This window comes from Actinomadura sp. NPDC000600 (genome assembly GCF_040492135.1).
Classification (GTDB): domain Bacteria; phylum Actinomycetota; class Actinomycetes; order Streptosporangiales; family Streptosporangiaceae; genus Spirillospora.
This window is the reverse complement of the sequence record NZ_JBEUPD010000018.1, coordinates 113,473-131,649: the sequence shown is the minus strand read 5'-3', so window position 1 is coordinate 131,649 and position 18,177 is coordinate 113,473. Positions and strand designations below refer to the sequence as shown.

The window sequence follows — 18,177 nt, the reverse complement described above, 5'->3', positions numbered from 1 at the left end:
GGCGCCACCCGGTCACGGCGACGCGGCGGCCGCGAAGACGCCCTGGCCTGGCGTCAGAACGCGACCGGGGTCGAACCGCTCCTTGGCGGAACGGAAGGCAGGCCACCGCTCGCCGAAGTGGTCGCGCCAGTCGTCGGGCGTGAAGGGGAACCCGCTGACCGGGTAGAGCACGCCGCCCGCCGCGCGCACCCGGTCGTAGAGCACGCGGTTCTGCGTCACCATCCGCTCGGCCTGCGCCGGATCACCATCCACGGGGAACCGGACGAGGTTGAACGGGAACACCGTCTCCTCTGCAGGGAGGCGGAGGAGCGGCGTCGTGATCCGGCCGGTCGGGATCGGATAGAACGTCACCCGGCCGTACTCGCCCAGGTCGTCCGCGGTGAGGGTGCCCAGGATGTCGCCCGCGATCCGTTCCGCGGTGGAGCCCGGCAGGACGGTGAGCAGCCAGGGATGGGGGTTCGACCATTGACCGGTCGAACGCAGGGCCGACTCCAGGGCGTCGAAGGACAGCGCGTACTCCCAGTAGGACTGCTCTTCCACGCGTCCCCCTGCCCGGTCGTCGGTGAGACCGGCGAGCACCTCGGCGTCGGGCGGCAGCTCGCCGTCCCGGGCGAAGACGACCATCTCCAGCTGGTACTGCCGGCCCGCGCCTCCGGCGATGATCGCTCCTTGCAGGTGCTCCGCCCGGCCGTCCTCGACGACCAGCCGCTGGTCGCGCACCAGGCCCGCGAGGTCCGGATAGGCGAGGGTGTAGCGGCGGACCCGTTCGGGTGCGGGCATGAGGGCGAGGCGCGCACGGGTGATGGTCCCGAACTGGCCCAGCCCGGCGCGCACCGCGTCGAACAGGTCGGTCCGTTCGTGCGCCGAGCACGTCAGGAGCCGCCCGTCGCCGGTGACCACCTCCAGTTCGAGCACCTGGTCGGTCTGGAGCCCGTACCGGTGGGTCGTGCCGCCGAGCCCGCCGACCGACAGGGTGCCGCCCACCGACAGGTCGAGGAAGTTGGTCAGCACCGGCGGCGTGAGCCCGCGCGGCAGCGTCTCGGCCAGGACCGAGCGCCATGTCGCGCCGGCGTCCACGGCCACCTGGTCCTCGCCGAGGTCGTGGACGCCGTTCAGCCCGCTCATGTCGACGACGATGCCGCCGTCCACCTGCGCCCGGCCGTAGAGGGAGTGCCCTTCCCCGCAGGGCGCGATCTTCCATCCCCGCTCGGCGGCCCATCGGGTCGCGCGGACGACGTCCGCCGCCGTGCGCGGCCTGACCACTGCCAGCGGCTCCCGCCGGACGAGATGCCCGAAGTCGTCCGCCGCGGCCTCAAGGGCCGGGCCCCCGAACACCAGGTCGCCGTCGAACAGGGGAGGTGAAAGCCGCTCTACCGACGTCATGCCATCTCCGTACCCCGTCCCCCGGAGCGCCCATCAAGCTTCGCGCGGGTTGCCGTTGCGCTGCGCGTGTGCCGCCGACCAGAGGACGTGGTGGCCACCCCACCTCGGCGCGGACCACTCGTGCGGTGGTCTTGGCGCCGGGGTCGTGCGTCAGTTCTCGGGGTGGATCATCAGGAGGACGGCTCGGGCGTCCGCGGTGCGCCCTCGGTACAGGTGCGGGTGGGCGGCGTCGAACCGGATGGAATCGCCTTCGGAGAGGTCGGTGGGGGACGCGGCCGGGCCCGTGGTGACGCGTCCCCGGGTGAGCACGAGGCATTCCTCCACACCGGGCAGGTGGGCGTCGGAGTGCTGGGTGCTCTCGGCGATGGCGATGTCGTAGACCTCCACGGTGCCGCGCAGCCTGATGCGGTGGAGGAGGCGCGCGCTGACCGCGTCGCCCTCGACCCGCGGCCGCCGGTCACCGGCGCGGACCACCTCCAGCGTCGAGGGGGGTGCTTCCAGCAGTTCGCCGAGGGACGCCTTCAGCGCGGTGGCCATGGCCCACAGGGTGCTCAGGGTCGGGTTGCCCTGGCCCTGTTCGATGCCGTGCAGCGTGGTCTTGCTGATGCCGCTGGCGGACGCCAGGTCGGCCAGCGATATCCCCGCCGCCGTCCGCAGCCGGTGCACGTTCCGCCCCACCACTTGCGCAGAATCCATGCGTATCAGCATAGTGGTATGCCTGTACCAGTGAAACTGAACGACGGTGGAGGCGGTCATGACGGTGACGCGGTTGCGCGACATCCCGGGCATCGGCGTGGACGCCGTCGGTGACGCGGCCGACGCCGTGAACGACCCGGAGTTCCTGCGGCTGGAGAACCTCGACACCGACCTCCGGCCGCCCGCCGTCGCCCTCGCCGCCACGCATGCGGCCGTCGACGACGACGCGGCCAACAGCTATCTGCCGTTCCAGGGGCACCGCTCCCTTCGCGAGGCCGCCGCGGCGCACGTGGGACGAATCGCGGGACGTCACTACGACCCCGCCACCGAGTGCGTCAGCGTGGCCGGCGGGCTCAACGGCATCCTCAACACGCTGCTGGCGACGGTGGAACCAGGGCAGGAGGTCGTGTTGTGCGACCCCATCTACGCCGGTCTGGTCAACAGGGTGCGGCTGGCGGGCGGCGTTCCGCGGTTCGTCCCCGCGGAGCCCACCGCGGACGGCTGGACCATCGACGCCGAACGGCTCGCCGGTGCCGTCGGCCCCGAGACGGCGGCGGTCCTGATGATGGGCCCGGCGATGCCGACGGGCCTCGTCCTGGACGACCGCCACTGGTCCGCCCTCGCCGGCGCCTGCGAGCGCCACGACGCCTGGCTGATCTATGACGCGGCCATGGAGCGCATCCGCTTCGACGGCCGTCCTCCCAGCCACCCCGCGGCCCACGACGGCCTGGCGGCGCGCACCATCACCGTCGGCTCGGCCTCGAAGGAGCTGCGGCTCATCGGCTGGCGCGTCGGCTGGGTCGTGGGCCCGGCCCCGATCGTCGCCGACATCCGCATGGTCGGCCTGACCAACGTCGTCTGCCAGGTCGGCCTCGCCCAGAACGCCGTGGCCGCCGCGCTGGACGCGCCCGACGCCGAGGCCGACGTCGCCGCCGCCACCGCCGAATGGCAGCGGCGCTGCGAGCGGGTCCTGGACCAGCTCGCCGGCCACCCGGTCATCCGGCCGCACGGCGGCTGGTCACTCCTCATCGACACGAGGCCCCTGGATCTGACCGCCGCCGAGCTGTCCCGGCGCCTCTTCCACCGGGCGAAGACCGCGGCCACCCCCATGGACGGCTGGGGCCCCAGCGGAACGCACTACCTGCGGCTCGTGTTCGCCAACGAACCCCTCGAACGCCTCACCGGCCTCAAGGACCGCTTCGACCTGGCCGTCCGATGACGCGAACGGCGGTGACCGGGTCCTCAGCGCTTCACTTGGATTCGAGGCGGCCCATGGGGTTCGCGCCGTCCGCCAAGGCCTTCTGCGCCGCGGTCCAACCCGCGTCGTCGACGCCGAGCGCATGGTGAAGGTAGGCCCAGGTGACCCGCTGGATCAGGGCGACCCGCTCGGGGTTCTCGTCCGTCGTCTCCCGGACCTCGTAGCCGGCGATCCCGCCGAGCGAGTGTTCGGCCCCGGACAGGGTGAGCAGGCTCTTGGGCCCCGGGCTCAGGAAGTACGGGTCGGCGAGCCACTCCGGTCCCCGGACCGACAGCGGGGAGTCGTCGTTCTCACCGGCGACCACGAGGGCCGGCGTGGTCATGTCCGCGAAGTCGGGGTTCATGAACGGGAAGTGCTCGGCCGCGAACGGCGTCAGGCCCGCTCCGCCCCTTCCGGCCGTGGCGAGCAGCACCCCCGCCGTGATCCGCGGATCGGAGAGGTCCTCGCCCTGTCCGCCTCCCCGATCGAGGACGCGCAGGCCCAGCAGGTTGCCCGCCGTCTGGCCGCCGAAGGAGTGCCCGGCGGCGGCGATGCGGCCGCGGTCGAGACGGCCGCTGAGACCGGGCACGGCGGCTTCCAGCAGATCGAGCCGGTCGAGGACACGCTTCATGTCCTCGGCGCGAAACCGCCAGAGCCGCGGAGTGCGGGGATCGTCCTGGGGAAGGCCCACCGTCCTGGAGTCGAGGTGGGTGGGCTGCACGACCACGAAGCCATGCGCGGCCCAGAAGTCGGCCAGGGGCCCGTAGCCGTCCAGCGACGAGCCGAAGCCGTGCGAGAAGACGACGAGGGGCAGTTCGCTTCCGGTCACCGGCGCGGAGACCCTCACAGCGTCTGTACGCCGCCGGGCTGGCGAGCAGGTCGATCCGGGACCTGCTGCCGTGCGTCGTGGACGGCGAGGCCACACCGGAACTGCTCGACCGCCTCTCGGTCGAACGGGACCGCATCGACCGGCAGATCACCGATCTGGCGGGCACACGGGACCGCCTCGACACCGTCATCGCCAACGCCACGACGAACCTGCGAACAGGCCGCCACTGCCGCCCCCGGTGACCGGCACGCCGGCCCTGGAAGCCGCCCGCCGGGCCGTCCCGACGATCGGCAGCGGTCCCGCCGTCGGCTTGCGCCGATTCCTCGATGCCTTGATGCCGCATATCGCGGGCGTATCGAGAACCGCATACGCCACCGCAACAGGCCCCCGACTTCAGTGGAGGCATGAAACACAGCGCATCCAAGGCCGGTTCGTCGAGCAGGGGAAAGGCGTGATCATGGGCTCGGATTCCGCACCCGGGATGGACCGGCGGCGGCTGCTCGGATGGGGCGGGCTGGCGGCCGCCGGCGTGGTGGCGGCCGGCGCGCCGCTGGCAGACGCCCGAAGCGGCCACGCCGACGAGGCCCCGGCCGCCTCCGACATCCCGCCGGCCACTCGGCCCGGCGGGGCCTACGACCGGTTCGTCGCGAACCTGGCCGCCGAGGACAAGTTCTCCGGCGTGGTGCTCCTGTCGCACCGGGGACGGACGGTGCTGTCGCGCAGCTACGGCATGGCCGACAAGGAGAGAGGGGTCCGCAACCACGAGGGCATCGCGGTCAACCTCTCCTCGGCGATCCAGCCGTTCCTGGCGGTGGCCGTCCTGCAGCTGGCACAGCAGGGCAAGGTGAATCTGGCGGACACGGTGGGCGCCCACCTGACGGGCATCGACAAGGAGATCGCGGAGCGGGTGACGATCCACCATCTGCTCACCACCTCCGGCGGGATGGACGCCCCGGAACTGGACCTGCGCCGCGTCTTCAACGGCAAGGAGGAAGTGCACGAGTTCAACCGGCAGTGGATCCGGCAGGCGAGGCTGGTGGTCCCGCCCGGCTCGGCCAACCAGGGCCACATCGCGGGCGGGGGCGTCGGGCTCTCCATGGCCGCCCAGATCGTGGAGGCCGTGACCGGCATGACCTACTGGGACTACGTGCACGAGCACATCTTCGCGCGCTGCGGCATGACCGGCTCGGGGTTCTACACCAGGCCGCAATGGCTCGCCGACGAGCACATCGCGCACTCGTACATGCGGCAGGCCGACGGGGGCCGGGTGGACGCCGTCCGCAACCTGGACAAGGGCAGCGTGCAGCCGGAGGTAGCAGGCAAGAACCCGGGCCGCGCCTTCATCGGCTACGCGAGCGACGACGGCTTCGCCACCGCGCGCGACCTGGTCCGGTTCGCGCAGGCCCTGCAGGAAGGCAAAGTGCTGGACCGGCCCTACGCCGACCTGCTCACCGGGGCCAAGTACCCCCTGGCTCCGCAGGAGAACGGCGGGGGCCGCCGGGCGGCCTCCGCCGACGCGTCTTTCGAGGGCTACACGGGGCCGATGCGCATCGTCAACGGCCAGTGGCAGTTCGGGCGCGGCGGCGGCACCGCCGGCAGCGGCGCCAACTGGAACATCTACCCCGACACCGGCTGGGTCGGCGTCGTCCTGACCAACTACGACGACATACCGCTCGTGGAGATCCTCGAACAGGAGGAGCGCGCCGTCACCGGACGGCGCTGACGCGCCGCGGCCGGGTCCGCGGTGAGGTCGTCCGGCCCGCTGCGCCCCGGCCGCCAGTCGGCGAGGACCGCTCCGGAACGCCGGTCGCCCGGTCTTTCCCTAACGCTTCCACATGATTACTCCTAGTGACATCTACATGGTTGTGGTGGTGATTGTTCGGGCTTTTGGGGCGGTGGAAGGCTCGTGCCGCATCGAGTGGTCCCGGTGGACCAAGCCCCCCGCGACAGGAGTCCGTCATGATCATGACCAACGCCACGCACTCCGCCGACACCCTCGACGAGGTCGAGGGGGCGTACCCCTTCCACATCACCAAGGAAGAGGAGCGGCGACTGCGCCTGCAGGGCGCGCGGGCCGTCCCGTCGCCGGTGATCGGGCAGGCGACGTCGTTCGACGAGTACAACCGGCAGCTGATGATCCCGCCCGCGGTGATGGACCTGGCGCGGAAGGCCGCGGACCTGCGGCTCTCCGCGTGGGAGGTGGAGGCGATGCGCAAGCACCTTGCCCCCTCCGAGAGCGACGAGGACATGGGGCTCCTGCGCCGGATCCTGCTGAAGAAGAACGACAAGGACGACTCGCACCCGCCCTACATCCGCGTCGCCTGCACCGGCCGGGGAGACTTCGACCATCTGGCGACCGAACACGGGCACCTCGACAGCCTCGACGACACCGAAGGCGACATCGGCTCACCGGTGGTGCTGGAGATCTGGCCGGCGCAGCACTACTCGCCCATCCACTCCCACGGGCACACGTCCGGGATCGTCTTCTGCCTCGCCGGCCAGCTCGACGTCATGCTCTACGACGACCTGGACTGGGACGCCACCAAGCTCGGCCTGGTCACCCTCACCCCGGGGCAGTGCGCCTGGCTCACCAAGGAGACCTACGCCGTGCACCGGGTGTTCTGCCCCATGGACGGCGGCGACGGCACCACCGGCCCGGGCTTCGTGAACTCCACCGACGAGTTCGGCGCCAGCTTCCACGTGTACCTCAACCCCGACGAGACCGCCATCGAGATCAACGACGGCGAGAGCCACAACCGCAACGTCTTCGACTACATCCGCGAGGACAACCAGGAGCGGGACAAGTTCACGACCCACTCCGACCTCTCCTGGAGCGTCCTGCGCCGCGTCCTGTCCAGCACCCCGCTGACCTGATTCGCAACGCCGGTGCACTGCCGGGCGGCCCGCCGCCGCCCGGCATCACCGCGCGCCGAGCATGATCATGTTTCGGCCCGCCTCACGGGGAGGACGCGTGGGACGAGGCAAGGGCGGTGAAGGCGGAGCCGAAGACCCATGGAGAGGTCTCGGCGATGAAGTCGTTCGGGAAACCGGACGTGAACTCGGTGGCCTCGGTCAGGCGAGTGACGATCTCGGGCGGGAGGGCGAGGTCGACGGCGGCGAGGTTCTCGCGCAGCTGATCACTGGTGCGCGCCCCGATGATGGGCTGGACGATGGGCGAACGGCTCATCGTCCAAGCGATCGCCACCTGCGCCGGCGTGGCTCCGAGCTCGTCGGCGGCCTCTCCGACAACGCGGGCGACGGCGTGGTCGCCGTCCGAGAGGGGTGCGCCGGCGAGCCGGCCGCCGGAGGTCCCCGATCGGGTGTACTTTCCCGACAGCACCCCGCCGGCCAGCGGGCTCCAGGCCGTGACGCCGAGTCCGAGCATCTCGGCCATCGGCAGCAGGTCTCGTTCGATATCGCGCTTCAGCAGGCTGTAGGGGACCTGCAGAGCGATGAACCGGCTCCAGCTGCGGCACTGGGCCAGCGTGTTGGCGTGCGCGACGACCCAGGCGGGGGCATCGGAGATCCCCACGTACAGCACCTTGCCGGCCTGGACCGCGTCGTCGAGCGCGCGCATTGTCTCCTCGACCGGCGTGTGCCGGTCCCACATGTGCACCCAGTACACGTCGAGGTAGTCGGTGCGCAGCCGGCGCAGGCTGGTCTCCAGCGATGCGCGCAGATTCTTGCGCTGGTTGCCGGCCGCGTTCGGATCATTGCGGTCGCGGGAGACGGTGTACTTGGTGCCGAGCACGAACGAGTCCCGCCGGCCTTCCAGGAGTTCGCCGAGGAAGTCCTCGCTGGCCCCGTCGCGGTAGTTCACCGCGGTGTCGATCATGTTTCCGCCGGCTTCGGCGTACTGGTCGAGCATCCGGCGGCACTCGGGCAGGGGCGCGCCCACTCCGCCCTGTTCGCCGAAGGTCATCGCACCCAGGATCGCCTCGGAGACCCGTAGGCCGCTGGCGCCCAGCGTGCGGTACCTCATGCCTCCTCCGACCCGGAGAACATCTGCGCGGCCCGCGCGACGACCTCCTCGTGCGGCACGTCGCGCACGTGCTGGTCCAGCGCCCACCGGTGCCCGAACGGATCAAGGAACTGGCCGGTGCGATCACCCCAGAACGCGTCGTGCACCGGCTCGAAGACCGTGGCACCGGCCGCCGTCGCCCGCGCCCATGCCGCGTCGACGTCGGAGACGTCGACATGCAGCGCGGCGGGGGTGCCACCGAGGACGGCCGGTGCGCGTATGCCGCGTTCGGGCATCTCTCCCGCCACCGCCAGGACGGTGTCGCCGAGCCGCAGTTCGACGGTCAGCGTCGGCCCGCCGGGAAGGGTTATGCGGCTCGTCTCGCGTGCGCCCAACGCCTCGGCGTACCAGACGGCCGCCCGGTCGGGATCGGTGACGACCAGATGAATCGCGATATCTGCCATGGAGCGGACCATACACGTTGTACGGACATAGCGTATAGACATGGCGTATGATCTTAAAATGGCCGCCAAGCGCTCCACCCCGCCCGCTCGCCGATCGGACACGCCGCCCGCCTCCGGCCGAACCCGGGAGCAGATCCTGTCGGCGACGCGCGAGCTGCTGCGGGAGCGCCGGTTCGACAGCCTCAGCGTCGCCGACGTCCTGACCGCCGCCGGGGTGTCCCGCGCCAGCTTCTACTTCTACTTCCCCAACAAGCAGGCCGTGCTGGCCGAGCTGGTACGACGGGCCGTGGCGCAGGGCCGGCAGGCCGCCGATCCCTGGACCGGCGGACGGCAGGACCCGATCACCGCGCTGCGAGCGGGGACGCGGGAAGGCGCCCGGCTGTGGCGCGACAACGCGGGCGTCCTCACGGCGATCGTGGAGAACTGGGCCTCCGACGCGGACCTGCGAGCTCTCTGGCTCGAACAGATGGACCTCTTCACCGAAGCCGCCGTGACGCGTATCCGGTCCGACCCGCAGGCCATGGAACGACTCGCCGGGATGAACGTGCGCGCCATCGCCGCGTCACTGACCTGGCACGGCGAGCGGCTCTACTATCTGGCCGCGGCCGGGATCCCGCCCTTCGACGACGAGGACACCCTCGTCGACGTCCTCACCAACGCCTGGACCACCACCCTCTACGGGCGGCCGGCCGAGGCGGCGCCGGATCATTGAGACGGGACCCGGCCCGTCACCGCGACGCCCGGCGGCATCGCCTCAACGACGATCCCGTTGGGCCCACGCAGGGCCGTCGAACCAGGCGAGCGTGTCGTCGGCGAGTTCGCGCCAGCCGTGGTCGAACGGGGCGCTGTGACCCCGGTCTTCGTAGGCGCGCGCCTGGGCCGTCCGTCCTTGGTAGCCCGCGATCTCAGCGAACATCCCGGCGGCCATCAGCCGCACGCCGTCCCGCACGGAATCGCCGTGCTCTTCGTCGTGATCCGAGAGGACGTCGGGCTCAGCGCGGCGGCGGGCCGAGGGTCAGCTGATACGGCGGTAGCGGACGTGGGTGGCCAGCGGGGAGTGAAGCACCTCGGCGGGCTCGAAGCCGAAGTCGACCCCGTCGAAGATCCGCTCGCCCGAACCGAGCAGAACGGGCGCGATGTCGAGGGTGAGTTCGTCGATCACCCCGGCCGCCAGTGCCTGCCGGACGGTCGAGGCACCGCCGGCGATGTCCACGCCCTTGTCGCCTGCGGCCTGGCACGCCGCGGAGTACGCCGCGTCGAAGCCTTCGGTGACGAAGTGGAACGTCGTCCCCCCGTCCATCGTGATCGGATCGTGGGGGTGGTGGGTCAGCACGAACACCGGCGCGTGATACGGCGGTTCGGGGCCCCACCAGCCCGACCAGTCCGCGTCCCAGTCCCCGCGGATCGGGCCGAACATGTTGCGGCCCATGACGTATGCGCCCCGCGGGCGCATCAGCCACTCGTTGGCGATCTTGTCCGCTTCGTTGGCCCGCGGGTCGCCCATGTGCCAGCCGTGCAACTCCCGCCCCCGCTTTCCCAGCGGGGCCTCACGGCTCTGGTCAGGTCCGGCGACGAAGCCGTCCAGTGAGATCGACATATGGCAGGTGGTATCCGACACCATGAACTCCATCTAGTGGTCTGTGACTGATGTTCCTCAACCCTGAGCGTTTCCCGGCCTCAGCCCTCCGCCCCCTTCCGAACGATCTCGGTGACGTAGGCGGCGAGGTTGCCCAGCGTCTGCCGGCCGCCCTCGATCGCGTGGTACTTCTCGGCCGCCTCGTCACGCAGTTCCTTGGTCGGGAACACCGTGCGCATCTCGATCCGGGTCGCCGCACCGTCGGGCGCGAACGTCAGGACAGACTCGAAGGCGTCGGGGTCGTCGCGGGACTCGCCGTGCAGCAGCGCGATCCGCTCCGGTGGGGCGATCTCGGTCCAGGAGATCCACTCGGGGTAGTCCGTCCCGTCCGGCCCGTGCATCACGAAGTCCCACTCCCCGCCGACGCGGAACTCGAACGCCCGCGTGGTGGTGGTGAACCCATCGGGCCCCCACCATTGCGACAGGTGCCGCACCTCGGTGAACGCTTCGAACACCAACTCCCGTGGGGCGTCGATGGCCCGGGAGATGACGATCTCGCGGTCAGCCGTCGCGGACTGCGCCGGCGCTCCTCGTCCCGTCGCGCTCATCAGCTACTCCTCTTCCTGCCTTGCCCGCTTCAGGTCCTGCACGTACGCGTCCAGCCGGTCGAAGCTCTCGTTCCAGTACCGCTCGAACCCGCCCGTCCACTCATGGATCGGCCGCAGCCCGCGGGCGTCCAGGTCGTAGAGGCGCTGCTTGCCTGCCTTGCGGTCCCGCACCAGCCCGACCTCCCGGAGCACTCGCAGGTGCTTGGACGCCCCCGGCTGGGTCATCCCCAACTCCCGGGCCAACTCGGTCACCGACCGCTCACCAGCCCGCAGCAGCGCCAGGATCTCCCGGCGCTGCGGCTCGGCGATCGCGTTGAAGACGTCCGACGTCGTCGCTGCCCGTGCCATGGCCGTCATCATATGCCCATATCGGAATGCGACAGGTCGGAGGATCGTCGGGTCTTGCCAGATGACGATCGCCACCGACACCACCAAGCCGGCCGCCGAGCCCCGGGGTGCGCGGCGGGGACCGTGGTCCATCGCGAAATGTGCCCGGCCCAGCATCAGGTAGAGCGGCATCGCGGCCGCCCAGCCCATGCCGCTGACCGGCACCGTACGGCAACATCACCAGCACCACCGGCCACAGGACCAGCACCTCTACAGGCATGCCCGAAGGGCGCTCGCCGCGCGTCGACGCCGTACGGCTCTCGTAGTGGGCGTCGCCGGGTGACTAGATGTCGGCGATGAGGGCGTACCGTTCGTCGTCGATCGGATGGCCCCAGAGGACCGGATCGTCCAGCGGCTCGGTCCGCAGGTCTCGAACCAGTGGACGGACGGCTTCGGAAAGGTGTTCCGCGGTCACTCCACCGCTCCAGGGCAACGGCGTTGCTCCGGGCGTGTAGGGCATGTCGTCGTCGACGGCTCCCCAGCGGCCTTCAATGAGGATCAGGCGGCCGCCCGGCCGCAGCAGGCTTGTCCAGCGGCGCAATGCCGTCTGCGGGTCGGGCAGTGTCCAAATCAGGTGCCGGGTGAGGACGACGTCGAAGGAGTTTCCGGCCTGGGGCGGCGGATCGCCGGCGTCTCCCACCAGGAGCATGACCTGCCGCCGGTGCCGGCGCATCTTGCCCTGGGCGACTTCGATCATGCGGGCGGACAGGTCCACCCCGACGAGAAGGTGCCCGTGCTCCGCCAGCAGCAGGGAGACCGAGCCGGTCCCGCAGCCCAGATCCAGGATCCTGGCCGGCGCGGCGGGCATCCATGAACGCAGGCGGTCAGCCCAGGCGGCCCGGACCCCCGGGTCGCGCAAGCCGTGATCGGCTTCCTCGTCGAAGGAGTCGGCGGCCGCGTCCCAGAAAGCAGAGATCGATCCGAGTTCAGGCATTGAAGCAATGTGCCATCGAGCACCGACAGTCGACCCGGTCAGGTGCTGGGCGTTCATGCAGTCGCACGCCGCCCAGGGCGCCCGGGTGCGCCCAGTAAAGAGCGGGCCGAGGAGCCGGGCCACTCTGACGAGCGCTCCGGCCCCTCGGCCTCTACGGTCACAGAGGACCGCCCCCGGCTCAGTAAGATCATCTTCCACTCCTCTCGAATGAGCGGTGCACGGGCGAGGCACCCGCCGGTGAACAGGACGCCTTGCTTTGACGCTAATGGCGAAGTCCCGGCACAAGAAGCCAGTGAAAGTCCGCCGTAGCTGCTTCAAGCCGGCCCCGGGGCGACCGCCGAGCTCACGAATCCGCTCTCGCCGGGCGGCGGCGACCAGCCGGGCGTGGTCCTTGATCTTTCTCGGTGGCGACGGCCGAGGCGGAGAGGAGCGTCGAAGCGGCGAGGCCGCCCCAGAGGGCGAGCGGGCCGCAGGAGGCGAGAGCGGTGATGACCGCCGGGGAGACGGCGAGGCCGAAGCCGGTGGAGAGCTGGAAGCGGGCGAGGGCGCGTCCGAGGACCGGGGCCGGGGCGAGGGCGGTGACGAGCGCGGTGGCGCTGCCGGCATAGATGATCTCGCCGATGGCGCAGACCAGGGAGACCGCGGCGACGGCCGGGGCACTCCAGCGGTGTCCCGGCGACGTGGCCGCCAGGAAACCGAGGTAGGACGCGGCGAGTACCACGCCGGCGAGAGCCAGCACGGTCCGCCGGGAGAAGCGGGACATCAGGACGGTGACCGGCACTTGCAGGGTGACCACCAGCACCGTGTTCGCCACGAAGACGCCCGCCGACCACAGCGGGGATGCGTGCAACTGGGTCACCAGGACCAGAGGCACCGCGATTTCGGGGACGTTGAGACAGAAGACGTAGACCACGTTGGCGGCCAGCAGCGCACGCATCCGAGGTGCGGGGCCGCCGACCCCGCCCTTGGCCGGAACAGCCGGACGCGTGCGCAGGCGGACCGACCATGCCAAGGCGGCCGCAGCGAGATAGGCGAGCCCGGTGACGGCCGCCAGCGCCTGCAGCGCGGTGGCGCCGCCCGCAAGGCATGCGGTGGCGAGGAGGGCGCCCGCGCCCAGGCCGGCGTTGCGCAGGGCGCGGCCTCCCGCGAGAGCGGCGTCGCGTTCGCGGCCGTGGGCGACCGTGGCCACGAGGGCGGCGTGGGCGGCCGGCCACGCCTGGTTGCCGATACCGAGGAAGAGCGCCGCCGCCGCGAACAGCCAGGCGTGCCCTGCGGGAGCGGCCAGCAGCAGCGCCACGCCCAGCACCCTCACCAGCATCGATGCCGCCACGACCGTGCTGCGTGCGCCCCGGTCGATCCAACGGCCGACAGCGGGCATGCACACCAGCCCCGCGACGACGCCGGCCGTCATGGCGATGCCGGTGCCCGACGCGGACAGCCTCAGCACCATCACCCCGTAGAGCAGCAGAAAGGGCCGCAGCAAGCCGGTGCCGAGCGCGTCCACCGCCAGGGCGACGGCATAGCGGGGGCCTCCGGAGGCACGGAGGAGGGCGCGCGGGTGGATCTCGGTGGTGGTCGCCATGGCGTCAACGGTGCGTCCGGCCGCCCGGCCGGCCGTCTCGGTTGACGAAGACCGTCAACCGAGACGGCGGTAGGCCGTCCGACCAGCGAGGATGAAGGGATGACGTTGAGGATCGACATCGGCGATCTGCCCGCCGGGCGGCTGCGGTTCGCCGCCTCCCCGCTGGCCGAGCTGACCGCGATGCTGCACGTGCTGGCCGAACCCGGGCATCACCCGGGGCTCGCCGGCTGGGCCGGGGGCGTCTGGGCCGGACTGCGACCGGAGCTTGCCGAGCGGCTCAGGGAGGCGGAGTTCCTCTGGCGTTCCTCACGAGCGGACTTCCTGGTCCCCGCTCGTCCCCGGCCGACCCTCGCCGAGGAGTTGGACGAGGTGGACCGGATCGACGACGAGACCTATGTGACCGCCGCGCTCATCACCACGTGCGGCAGCAACCGGGTCCACTTCGCCGCGCCGTCGCCGCTCGCCGACGCGGCGGCGCGCGAGCGGGCCCTGGACCTGGCCCAGGCCCGCGGCGCGCTCCAGGAGGCGTTCGCGGAACGGCTGCTCGCGGACCCGGCCGGCGTGCGAGCCCGGGTGCGCGACACCCTCGAACAGTGCGCCGAGGCCTTCTTCGACCTCGCCTGGACGGGCGTCGCCGCGCAACTGGCCACCGACCTGCGTCTGAAGAACGACCTGCTGAAGCAGCAGGGCGTCAGGGCGGCACTCGCGTCGGTCTCCAGCGCCGTGACCCTGGCACCGGACGGCGACCACATCATCGTGGACAAGCTGCAGGACAGCGCGACCGCCGCCCGCGGCACCGGGGTCACCTTCCTCCCCAGCGTCTTCGGCCGCCCGCATCTGGTGGCGGTCTACGCGCCCGGGTGGCAGCCGGTGGTGCAGTACCCCGTCGCCGAGGCGAGTCCATCGGAACCGGTATCGCTGGAAACGGTCACGCTACGGCTGGAGGCGCTCGCGCATCCGGTCCGGCTGCGGCTGCTGCGCACCCTGGCCCGCGGCCCGCACACCACCGGTGAGCTGGCCCACGCCTGGGAGCTCTCGCCCCCGGAGGTCTCCCGCCACCTCGCCGTCCTGCGCCGCGCAGGCCTGCTCACGGCCCAGCGGCAGGGCCGCTACGTTCGGTACACCGCGAAGTTGACCGATCTGACCGCACTGGGGGCCGACCTGCTGGCGGCCGTCCTGCGCTGAGCGGGCCGAGCACCCGGGACACCCGACGACGCCGCCTGACCGGCACCGTTCGGCAACATCACCAGCACCACCGGCCACATGGTCGGTACCTCTACGGGCATGGCCGAAGGCGCTCGCCGCGCGTCGACGCCGTACGGCTCTCGTGGTGGGCGTCGCCGGGTGACTAGATGTCGGCGATGAGGGCGTACCGTTCGTCGTCGATCGGATGGGCCAGGCGGATGAGGGCGGCGGGTGCCCGAGGGCGGGACCCGTTCGCGGTCATCGCCGAGGACATGCTCGCCGAGGGAATCGGCCGGAAGGGCAGGGTCGGCGCCGCCGACAGTCACCTGTTCGAGGCGTCGCAAGCCGTCGACTACGCCGTCACCTGGATCGAGAGCAGGCTCCGCTGACGAACGCGCGTGCGGTGGGCGGGGTCAGGGGCCGAGGCCGGCCTCGCGGGCGCGCAGGACGGCCTGGGTGCGGTCGGCGACCTGGAGTTTGGCGAGCACGGCGGAGACGTTGTTGCGGATCGTCTTGGGCGACAGCGACAGCCGGTCGGCGATCTGGCGGTTGGTCAGGCCCCCGGCGATGAGCGTGAGCACCTCGCGTTCGCGCGCGGTGAGGTGGGGGAACGGGTCCGGCTCGGCGGCGCGGGGGGCGGCGAGCCTGGCGAAGTACGCGGTGACCCGCGCGGCCAGCGCGGGACCGAAGATGATCTCGCCGTTGGCGACGGCGGTGATGGCGCGCAGGATCTCGGCCTGGTCGGCGCCCTTGACCAGGTAGCCGCGGGCGCCGGCGAGCATGGCGGCCAGGACGCTCTCGTCGTCCTCGTGCATCGTCAGCGCCAGCACCGCGATGTCGGGGTGCCTGCCGGTGATGCGGCGGGTCGCCTCGATGCCGTCCAGCTTGGGCATCTGCAGGTCCATCACGACCACATGCGGTTGCAGCCGCCGCGCCATGTCGACGGCGTCGACGCCGTCGGCCGCGGTGCCGACCACCTCCACGGCACCGGTGGAGGTCAGCATCAGCGACAGGCCATCGCGATAGATCGGATGGTCGTCGGCCAGCAGCACCCGCGGCCGTTCCGCAGCGGTCATCAGGCTCCTCCCAGGTCGGCGGCGGGCAGCGACTCTATCCCGGCGTCCCGCTTCTCGTGGTCGTGCCGCCGCGCCGAGGCGCGGTACGGGATGACGGCGTGCACCCGTGTCCCGCCGCACGGCAGAGAGGTCACCGTGCACTGCCCGCCGAGTTCCTCGGCCCGCTCGCGCATCCCGAGCAGTCCGACGCCGACGACGGCGTCCGGCGCCATCCCGCGGCCGTTGTCGGTGATCTCAATCTCCAGGGCGTCCGCGGGCGCGGCCAGGCGCACGGTGCAGCGGCTCGCGGCGGCGTGCCGGGTGACGTTGGCCAGCGCCTCGCAGACGATGCGGTAGCCGGCGACCTCGACCGCGGCCGGCAGGTCCGCCAGCGCCTCGCCGGAGCCGGCGGCGGCGCCCGGTGCGCCGAGGTCGAGGGTGATGGCCAGGCCGGCGCCGTCGAACCGGCTGATCTGCCGCTGGACGGCGCCGACCAGCCCGAACTGGTCGAGGGCGGGCGGGCGCAGGTCGTGCACCAGGCGGCGCACGTCGGCGAGCACGGCCGACAGGTCGCGGCGCACGTCGGCCAGGGTCCGGTCGGCGGCGGCGGGGTCGCGGGCCGCCAGGTTGCGGGCGGCCTCGATCTTCAGGGCGGCGGCGGCCAGGGCGGGGCCGAGCCCGTCGTGCATGTCGCGGCGCAGCCGCCGGCGTTCCTCGGCCACGCTGGTGACCAGGTGTTCCCGGCTGCGCTGCAGTTCCTCGGTCAGCGCGGTGGCGCGGACGGCGGCGGCGGCCTGCCGGACCACGTCGGCCAGCAGCCGCTGGTCGGCGTCCGACAGGCGCGTCCCGGTCTGCGGCACGAGGGTGAGCCGGCCGATCGGCACGCCCCGGTAGGCCACCGGCAGGACCACCGCGCCGGCGCTCGCGGTGCCGTGCTCGGCGACGACGGTGTGCCCGTCGGTGCGGTTCATCTCCACCCGCACGTAGGGCGACCGGAACGCGGCGCCCACCGCCTGCGCGACCTCCACCAGCAGCTCGCCCGAGCCGCTGGAGTCCTCCAGGCGGCGCGCCAGCGCCGACACCACGTCGTACGGGTCGCCGCGGCCGGTCACCAGCCGGGCCACGGAGCGCTGCAGCCGGGCCCGCAGCGGCGCGTACAGCACGGCCACGACGCCGGCGCCGGTGATCGCGGCCAGCGGCTCGTCGAGCAGCGTGCCCACGCTCAGGAACACGGCCATGTCGATGGCGACCACCGCGGCCGCCAGCCCCCCGTACAGCAGGGTGCGGCCGAGCAGCAGGTCCACCTCGTACAGCCGGTACCGGGACACCGCGATCAGCACGGCGGCGGCCAGCGCCACCAACCCGGCGGCGAACGCGGCGTCGTTCACCCAGTTCCCCGGCGCGAGCAGCGGGACGGCCATCAGGGCGAGGTTCAGCAGCGCGGCCAGCAGCATCCACCGCAGCTGCGCCCGCCGTTCGGGGTCGGCGCCGAAGAACCGGCGGACGAACGCCGCGACCGGCACGAACAGGCTGACGGCGATGAGCGGCAGGATGAGGCCGAGCAGCGTGCGCCATGCGGCGTCGGGCAGCGGCGGCGTGGTCGGGTCCAGCGCCAGGCCGGCCATGCTCGGACCGTCCGGGCTCTCGCCTTCGGCGGAGACGAAGACCCGCCACGGGGCGGTCAGGCCGAACAGCAGCGCCAGCCCGGTGCAGGCCAGCGAGATGCCCACCGGCCACCGCCAGCGCGGCGAGGGCAGCCGCCCGTCGGGGAAGAACAGCAGGAACAGCGGCGGGATGAGGTTGAGCGAGGGGCCGGTGCGGCCGCCGATGTAGGCGGCGAGCGAGGTCAGCGGCAGGGCGCCGCCATGTTCCAGCAGCGAGAACGACGCGTACGCGGCGGCCACGCCGTTGCCGCACGCCAGCACGCCGCCGCCGACCAGCAGCCAGGTCATCACGTGCCGGGGCAGGCGGGTGGCCAGGATCGCGCCGGCCAGCGCCAGCGCCAGCCCCGGCACCGTGGAGCCCCAGGCCGACCAGGCCAGGGGCTCGGGACGGCGGCCGTCGCCGTTCAGCGCGTCGAGCCAGAACCCGGCGGCGGTACCCGCGGCGACGGCGACGGCCGCGGCCACCGCCGCGGTCGTGAGCCACCGCCCGGACCACCGGAAACGGGAGGCAGGGAGCGGTTTTCTCACGCACCGAGGATCCCATGCCCGCCGTCCCGCGGGCCGGGACGGGCGCCCCTGACCAGCGGGGACGATATCCCGGTCCGGCCGGGCAGAT

At 72.0% G+C, this 18,177-nt stretch carries 19 protein-coding genes and 1 pseudogene; 7 read left to right on the top strand and 13 right to left on the bottom strand.

Going from position 1 to position 18,177, the window contains the following annotated elements:
* Window positions 1-12 precede the first annotated feature (12 nt).
* Both ABWI07_RS25420 and ABWI07_RS25415 read right to left on the bottom strand, forming a co-directional pair.
* Window positions 13-1,383 carry an FAD-binding protein gene (locus ABWI07_RS25420; protein WP_353820023.1) on the bottom strand — a complete coding sequence of 457 codons (1,371 nt, stop codon included), beginning with the start codon at window positions 1,381-1,383 and terminating at the stop codon, window positions 13-15.
* 150 nt (window positions 1,384-1,533) lie between these two features.
* Window positions 1,534-2,079, bottom strand: a complete 546-nt coding sequence (locus tag ABWI07_RS25415) for a helix-turn-helix domain-containing protein (protein WP_353820022.1) — start codon at window positions 2,077-2,079, stop codon at window positions 1,534-1,536.
* A gap of 58 nt (window positions 2,080-2,137) precedes the next feature.
* Here ABWI07_RS25415 and ABWI07_RS25410 point away from each other — a divergent pair, with 58 nt between their 5' ends.
* Entirely contained in the window at window positions 2,138-3,298 is a 1,161-nt protein-coding gene (locus ABWI07_RS25410; protein ID WP_149260703.1) for a pyridoxal phosphate-dependent aminotransferase, read from the top strand.
* A gap of 31 nt (window positions 3,299-3,329) precedes the next feature.
* On the opposite strand, the gene ABWI07_RS25405 is transcribed toward ABWI07_RS25410, so the two are convergent.
* Window positions 3,330-4,241: an alpha/beta hydrolase family protein gene (locus ABWI07_RS25405; protein ID WP_502912852.1), complete on the bottom strand. Its 912-nt coding sequence runs from the start codon at window positions 4,239-4,241 to the stop codon at window positions 3,330-3,332.
* On the opposite strand from ABWI07_RS25405, the gene ABWI07_RS25400 reads away from it, so the two are divergent.
* The 3 genes from ABWI07_RS25400 to ABWI07_RS25390 all read left to right on the top strand — a co-directional run bounded on the left by ABWI07_RS25400 (window position 4,223) and on the right by ABWI07_RS25390 (window position 7,019).
* Window positions 4,223-4,387, top strand: coding sequence for a MerR family transcriptional regulator (locus ABWI07_RS25400; protein WP_200841999.1), 165 nt, complete (start codon window positions 4,223-4,225; stop codon window positions 4,385-4,387). The genes ABWI07_RS25405 and ABWI07_RS25400 overlap by 19 nt on opposite strands.
* A gap of 215 nt (window positions 4,388-4,602) precedes the next feature.
* A complete protein-coding gene (locus ABWI07_RS25395) occupies window positions 4,603-5,868 on the top strand; it encodes a serine hydrolase domain-containing protein (protein ID WP_353820021.1) in 1,266 nt (421 codons plus the stop codon).
* Window positions 5,869-6,104: 236 nt separating this feature from the next.
* Entirely contained in the window at window positions 6,105-7,019 is a 915-nt protein-coding gene (locus tag ABWI07_RS25390; RefSeq protein WP_149260706.1) for a cupin domain-containing protein, read from the top strand.
* Between the two features lie 82 nt (window positions 7,020-7,101).
* Here ABWI07_RS25390 and ABWI07_RS25385 read toward each other — a convergent pair whose 3' ends face one another.
* Together ABWI07_RS25385 and ABWI07_RS25380 are read right to left on the bottom strand one after the other, a co-directional pair.
* Window positions 7,102-8,127, bottom strand: coding sequence for an aldo/keto reductase (locus ABWI07_RS25385; protein ID WP_353820020.1), 1,026 nt, complete (start codon window positions 8,125-8,127; stop codon window positions 7,102-7,104).
* On the bottom strand, window positions 8,124-8,570 hold the full coding sequence (locus ABWI07_RS25380; RefSeq protein WP_353820019.1) for a VOC family protein: 447 nt from the start codon (window positions 8,568-8,570) through the stop codon (window positions 8,124-8,126). Before ABWI07_RS25380 ends, ABWI07_RS25385 begins: the two co-directional genes overlap by 4 nt.
* A 40-nt stretch (window positions 8,571-8,610) precedes the next feature.
* On the opposite strand from ABWI07_RS25380, the gene ABWI07_RS25375 reads away from it, so the two are divergent.
* Window positions 8,611-9,282, top strand: coding sequence for a TetR/AcrR family transcriptional regulator (locus ABWI07_RS25375; protein ID WP_200842000.1), 672 nt, complete (start codon window positions 8,611-8,613; stop codon window positions 9,280-9,282).
* Window positions 9,283-9,324: 42 nt separating this feature from the next.
* Here the strand turns inward: ABWI07_RS25375 and ABWI07_RS25370 are convergent, their stop codons facing one another.
* From ABWI07_RS25370 to ABWI07_RS25345, 6 genes are all read right to left on the bottom strand, one after another.
* Window positions 9,325-9,519, bottom strand: a complete 195-nt coding sequence (locus ABWI07_RS25370) for a hypothetical protein (protein ID WP_353820018.1) — start codon at window positions 9,517-9,519, stop codon at window positions 9,325-9,327.
* 66 nt (window positions 9,520-9,585) lie between these two features.
* Window positions 9,586-10,167: a dihydrofolate reductase family protein gene (locus ABWI07_RS25365; RefSeq protein ID WP_235037189.1), complete on the bottom strand. Its 582-nt coding sequence runs from the start codon at window positions 10,165-10,167 to the stop codon at window positions 9,586-9,588.
* Between the two features lie 80 nt (window positions 10,168-10,247).
* Window positions 10,248-10,754, bottom strand: coding sequence for an SRPBCC family protein (locus ABWI07_RS25360; RefSeq protein WP_353820017.1), 507 nt, complete (start codon window positions 10,752-10,754; stop codon window positions 10,248-10,250).
* A gap of 3 nt (window positions 10,755-10,757) precedes the next feature.
* Window positions 10,758-11,102 (bottom strand): ArsR/SmtB family transcription factor, encoded by a 345-nt coding sequence (locus ABWI07_RS25355; RefSeq protein WP_149262699.1) that lies wholly within the window; start codon window positions 11,100-11,102, stop codon window positions 10,758-10,760.
* A gap of 322 nt (window positions 11,103-11,424) precedes the next feature.
* On the bottom strand, window positions 11,425-12,075 hold the full coding sequence (locus ABWI07_RS25350) for a class I SAM-dependent methyltransferase (RefSeq protein ID WP_353820016.1): 651 nt from the start codon (window positions 12,073-12,075) through the stop codon (window positions 11,425-11,427).
* Window positions 12,076-12,418: 343 nt separating this feature from the next.
* The gene (locus ABWI07_RS25345) at window positions 12,419-13,657 is read right to left on the bottom strand and encodes an MFS transporter (RefSeq protein WP_353820015.1); all 1,239 of its coding nucleotides are present in this window, start codon (window positions 13,655-13,657) and stop codon (window positions 12,419-12,421) included.
* Between the two features lie 99 nt (window positions 13,658-13,756).
* On the opposite strand from ABWI07_RS25345, the gene ABWI07_RS25340 reads away from it, so the two are divergent.
* Window positions 13,757-14,842 (top strand): DUF5937 family protein, encoded by a 1,086-nt coding sequence (locus ABWI07_RS25340; protein ID WP_149262702.1) that lies wholly within the window; start codon window positions 13,757-13,759, stop codon window positions 14,840-14,842.
* A 222-nt stretch (window positions 14,843-15,064) separates the two neighbouring features.
* A pseudogene (locus ABWI07_RS25335) lies at window positions 15,065-15,231 on the top strand (AAC(3) family N-acetyltransferase); the annotation flags it as partial.
* Window positions 15,232-15,255: 24 nt separating this feature from the next.
* Here the strand turns inward: ABWI07_RS25335 and ABWI07_RS25330 are convergent.
* Together ABWI07_RS25330 and ABWI07_RS25325 are read right to left on the bottom strand one after the other, a co-directional pair.
* Complete coding sequence (locus ABWI07_RS25330; protein ID WP_353820014.1) at window positions 15,256-15,918, bottom strand: response regulator transcription factor; 663 nt, start codon at window positions 15,916-15,918, stop codon at window positions 15,256-15,258.
* Window positions 15,918-18,089: a sensor histidine kinase gene (locus ABWI07_RS25325; protein WP_353820013.1), complete on the bottom strand. Its 2,172-nt coding sequence runs from the start codon at window positions 18,087-18,089 to the stop codon at window positions 15,918-15,920. The genes ABWI07_RS25330 and ABWI07_RS25325 overlap by 1 nt, the downstream gene beginning before the upstream one ends.
* Between the last annotated feature and the right edge of the window lie 88 nt (window positions 18,090-18,177).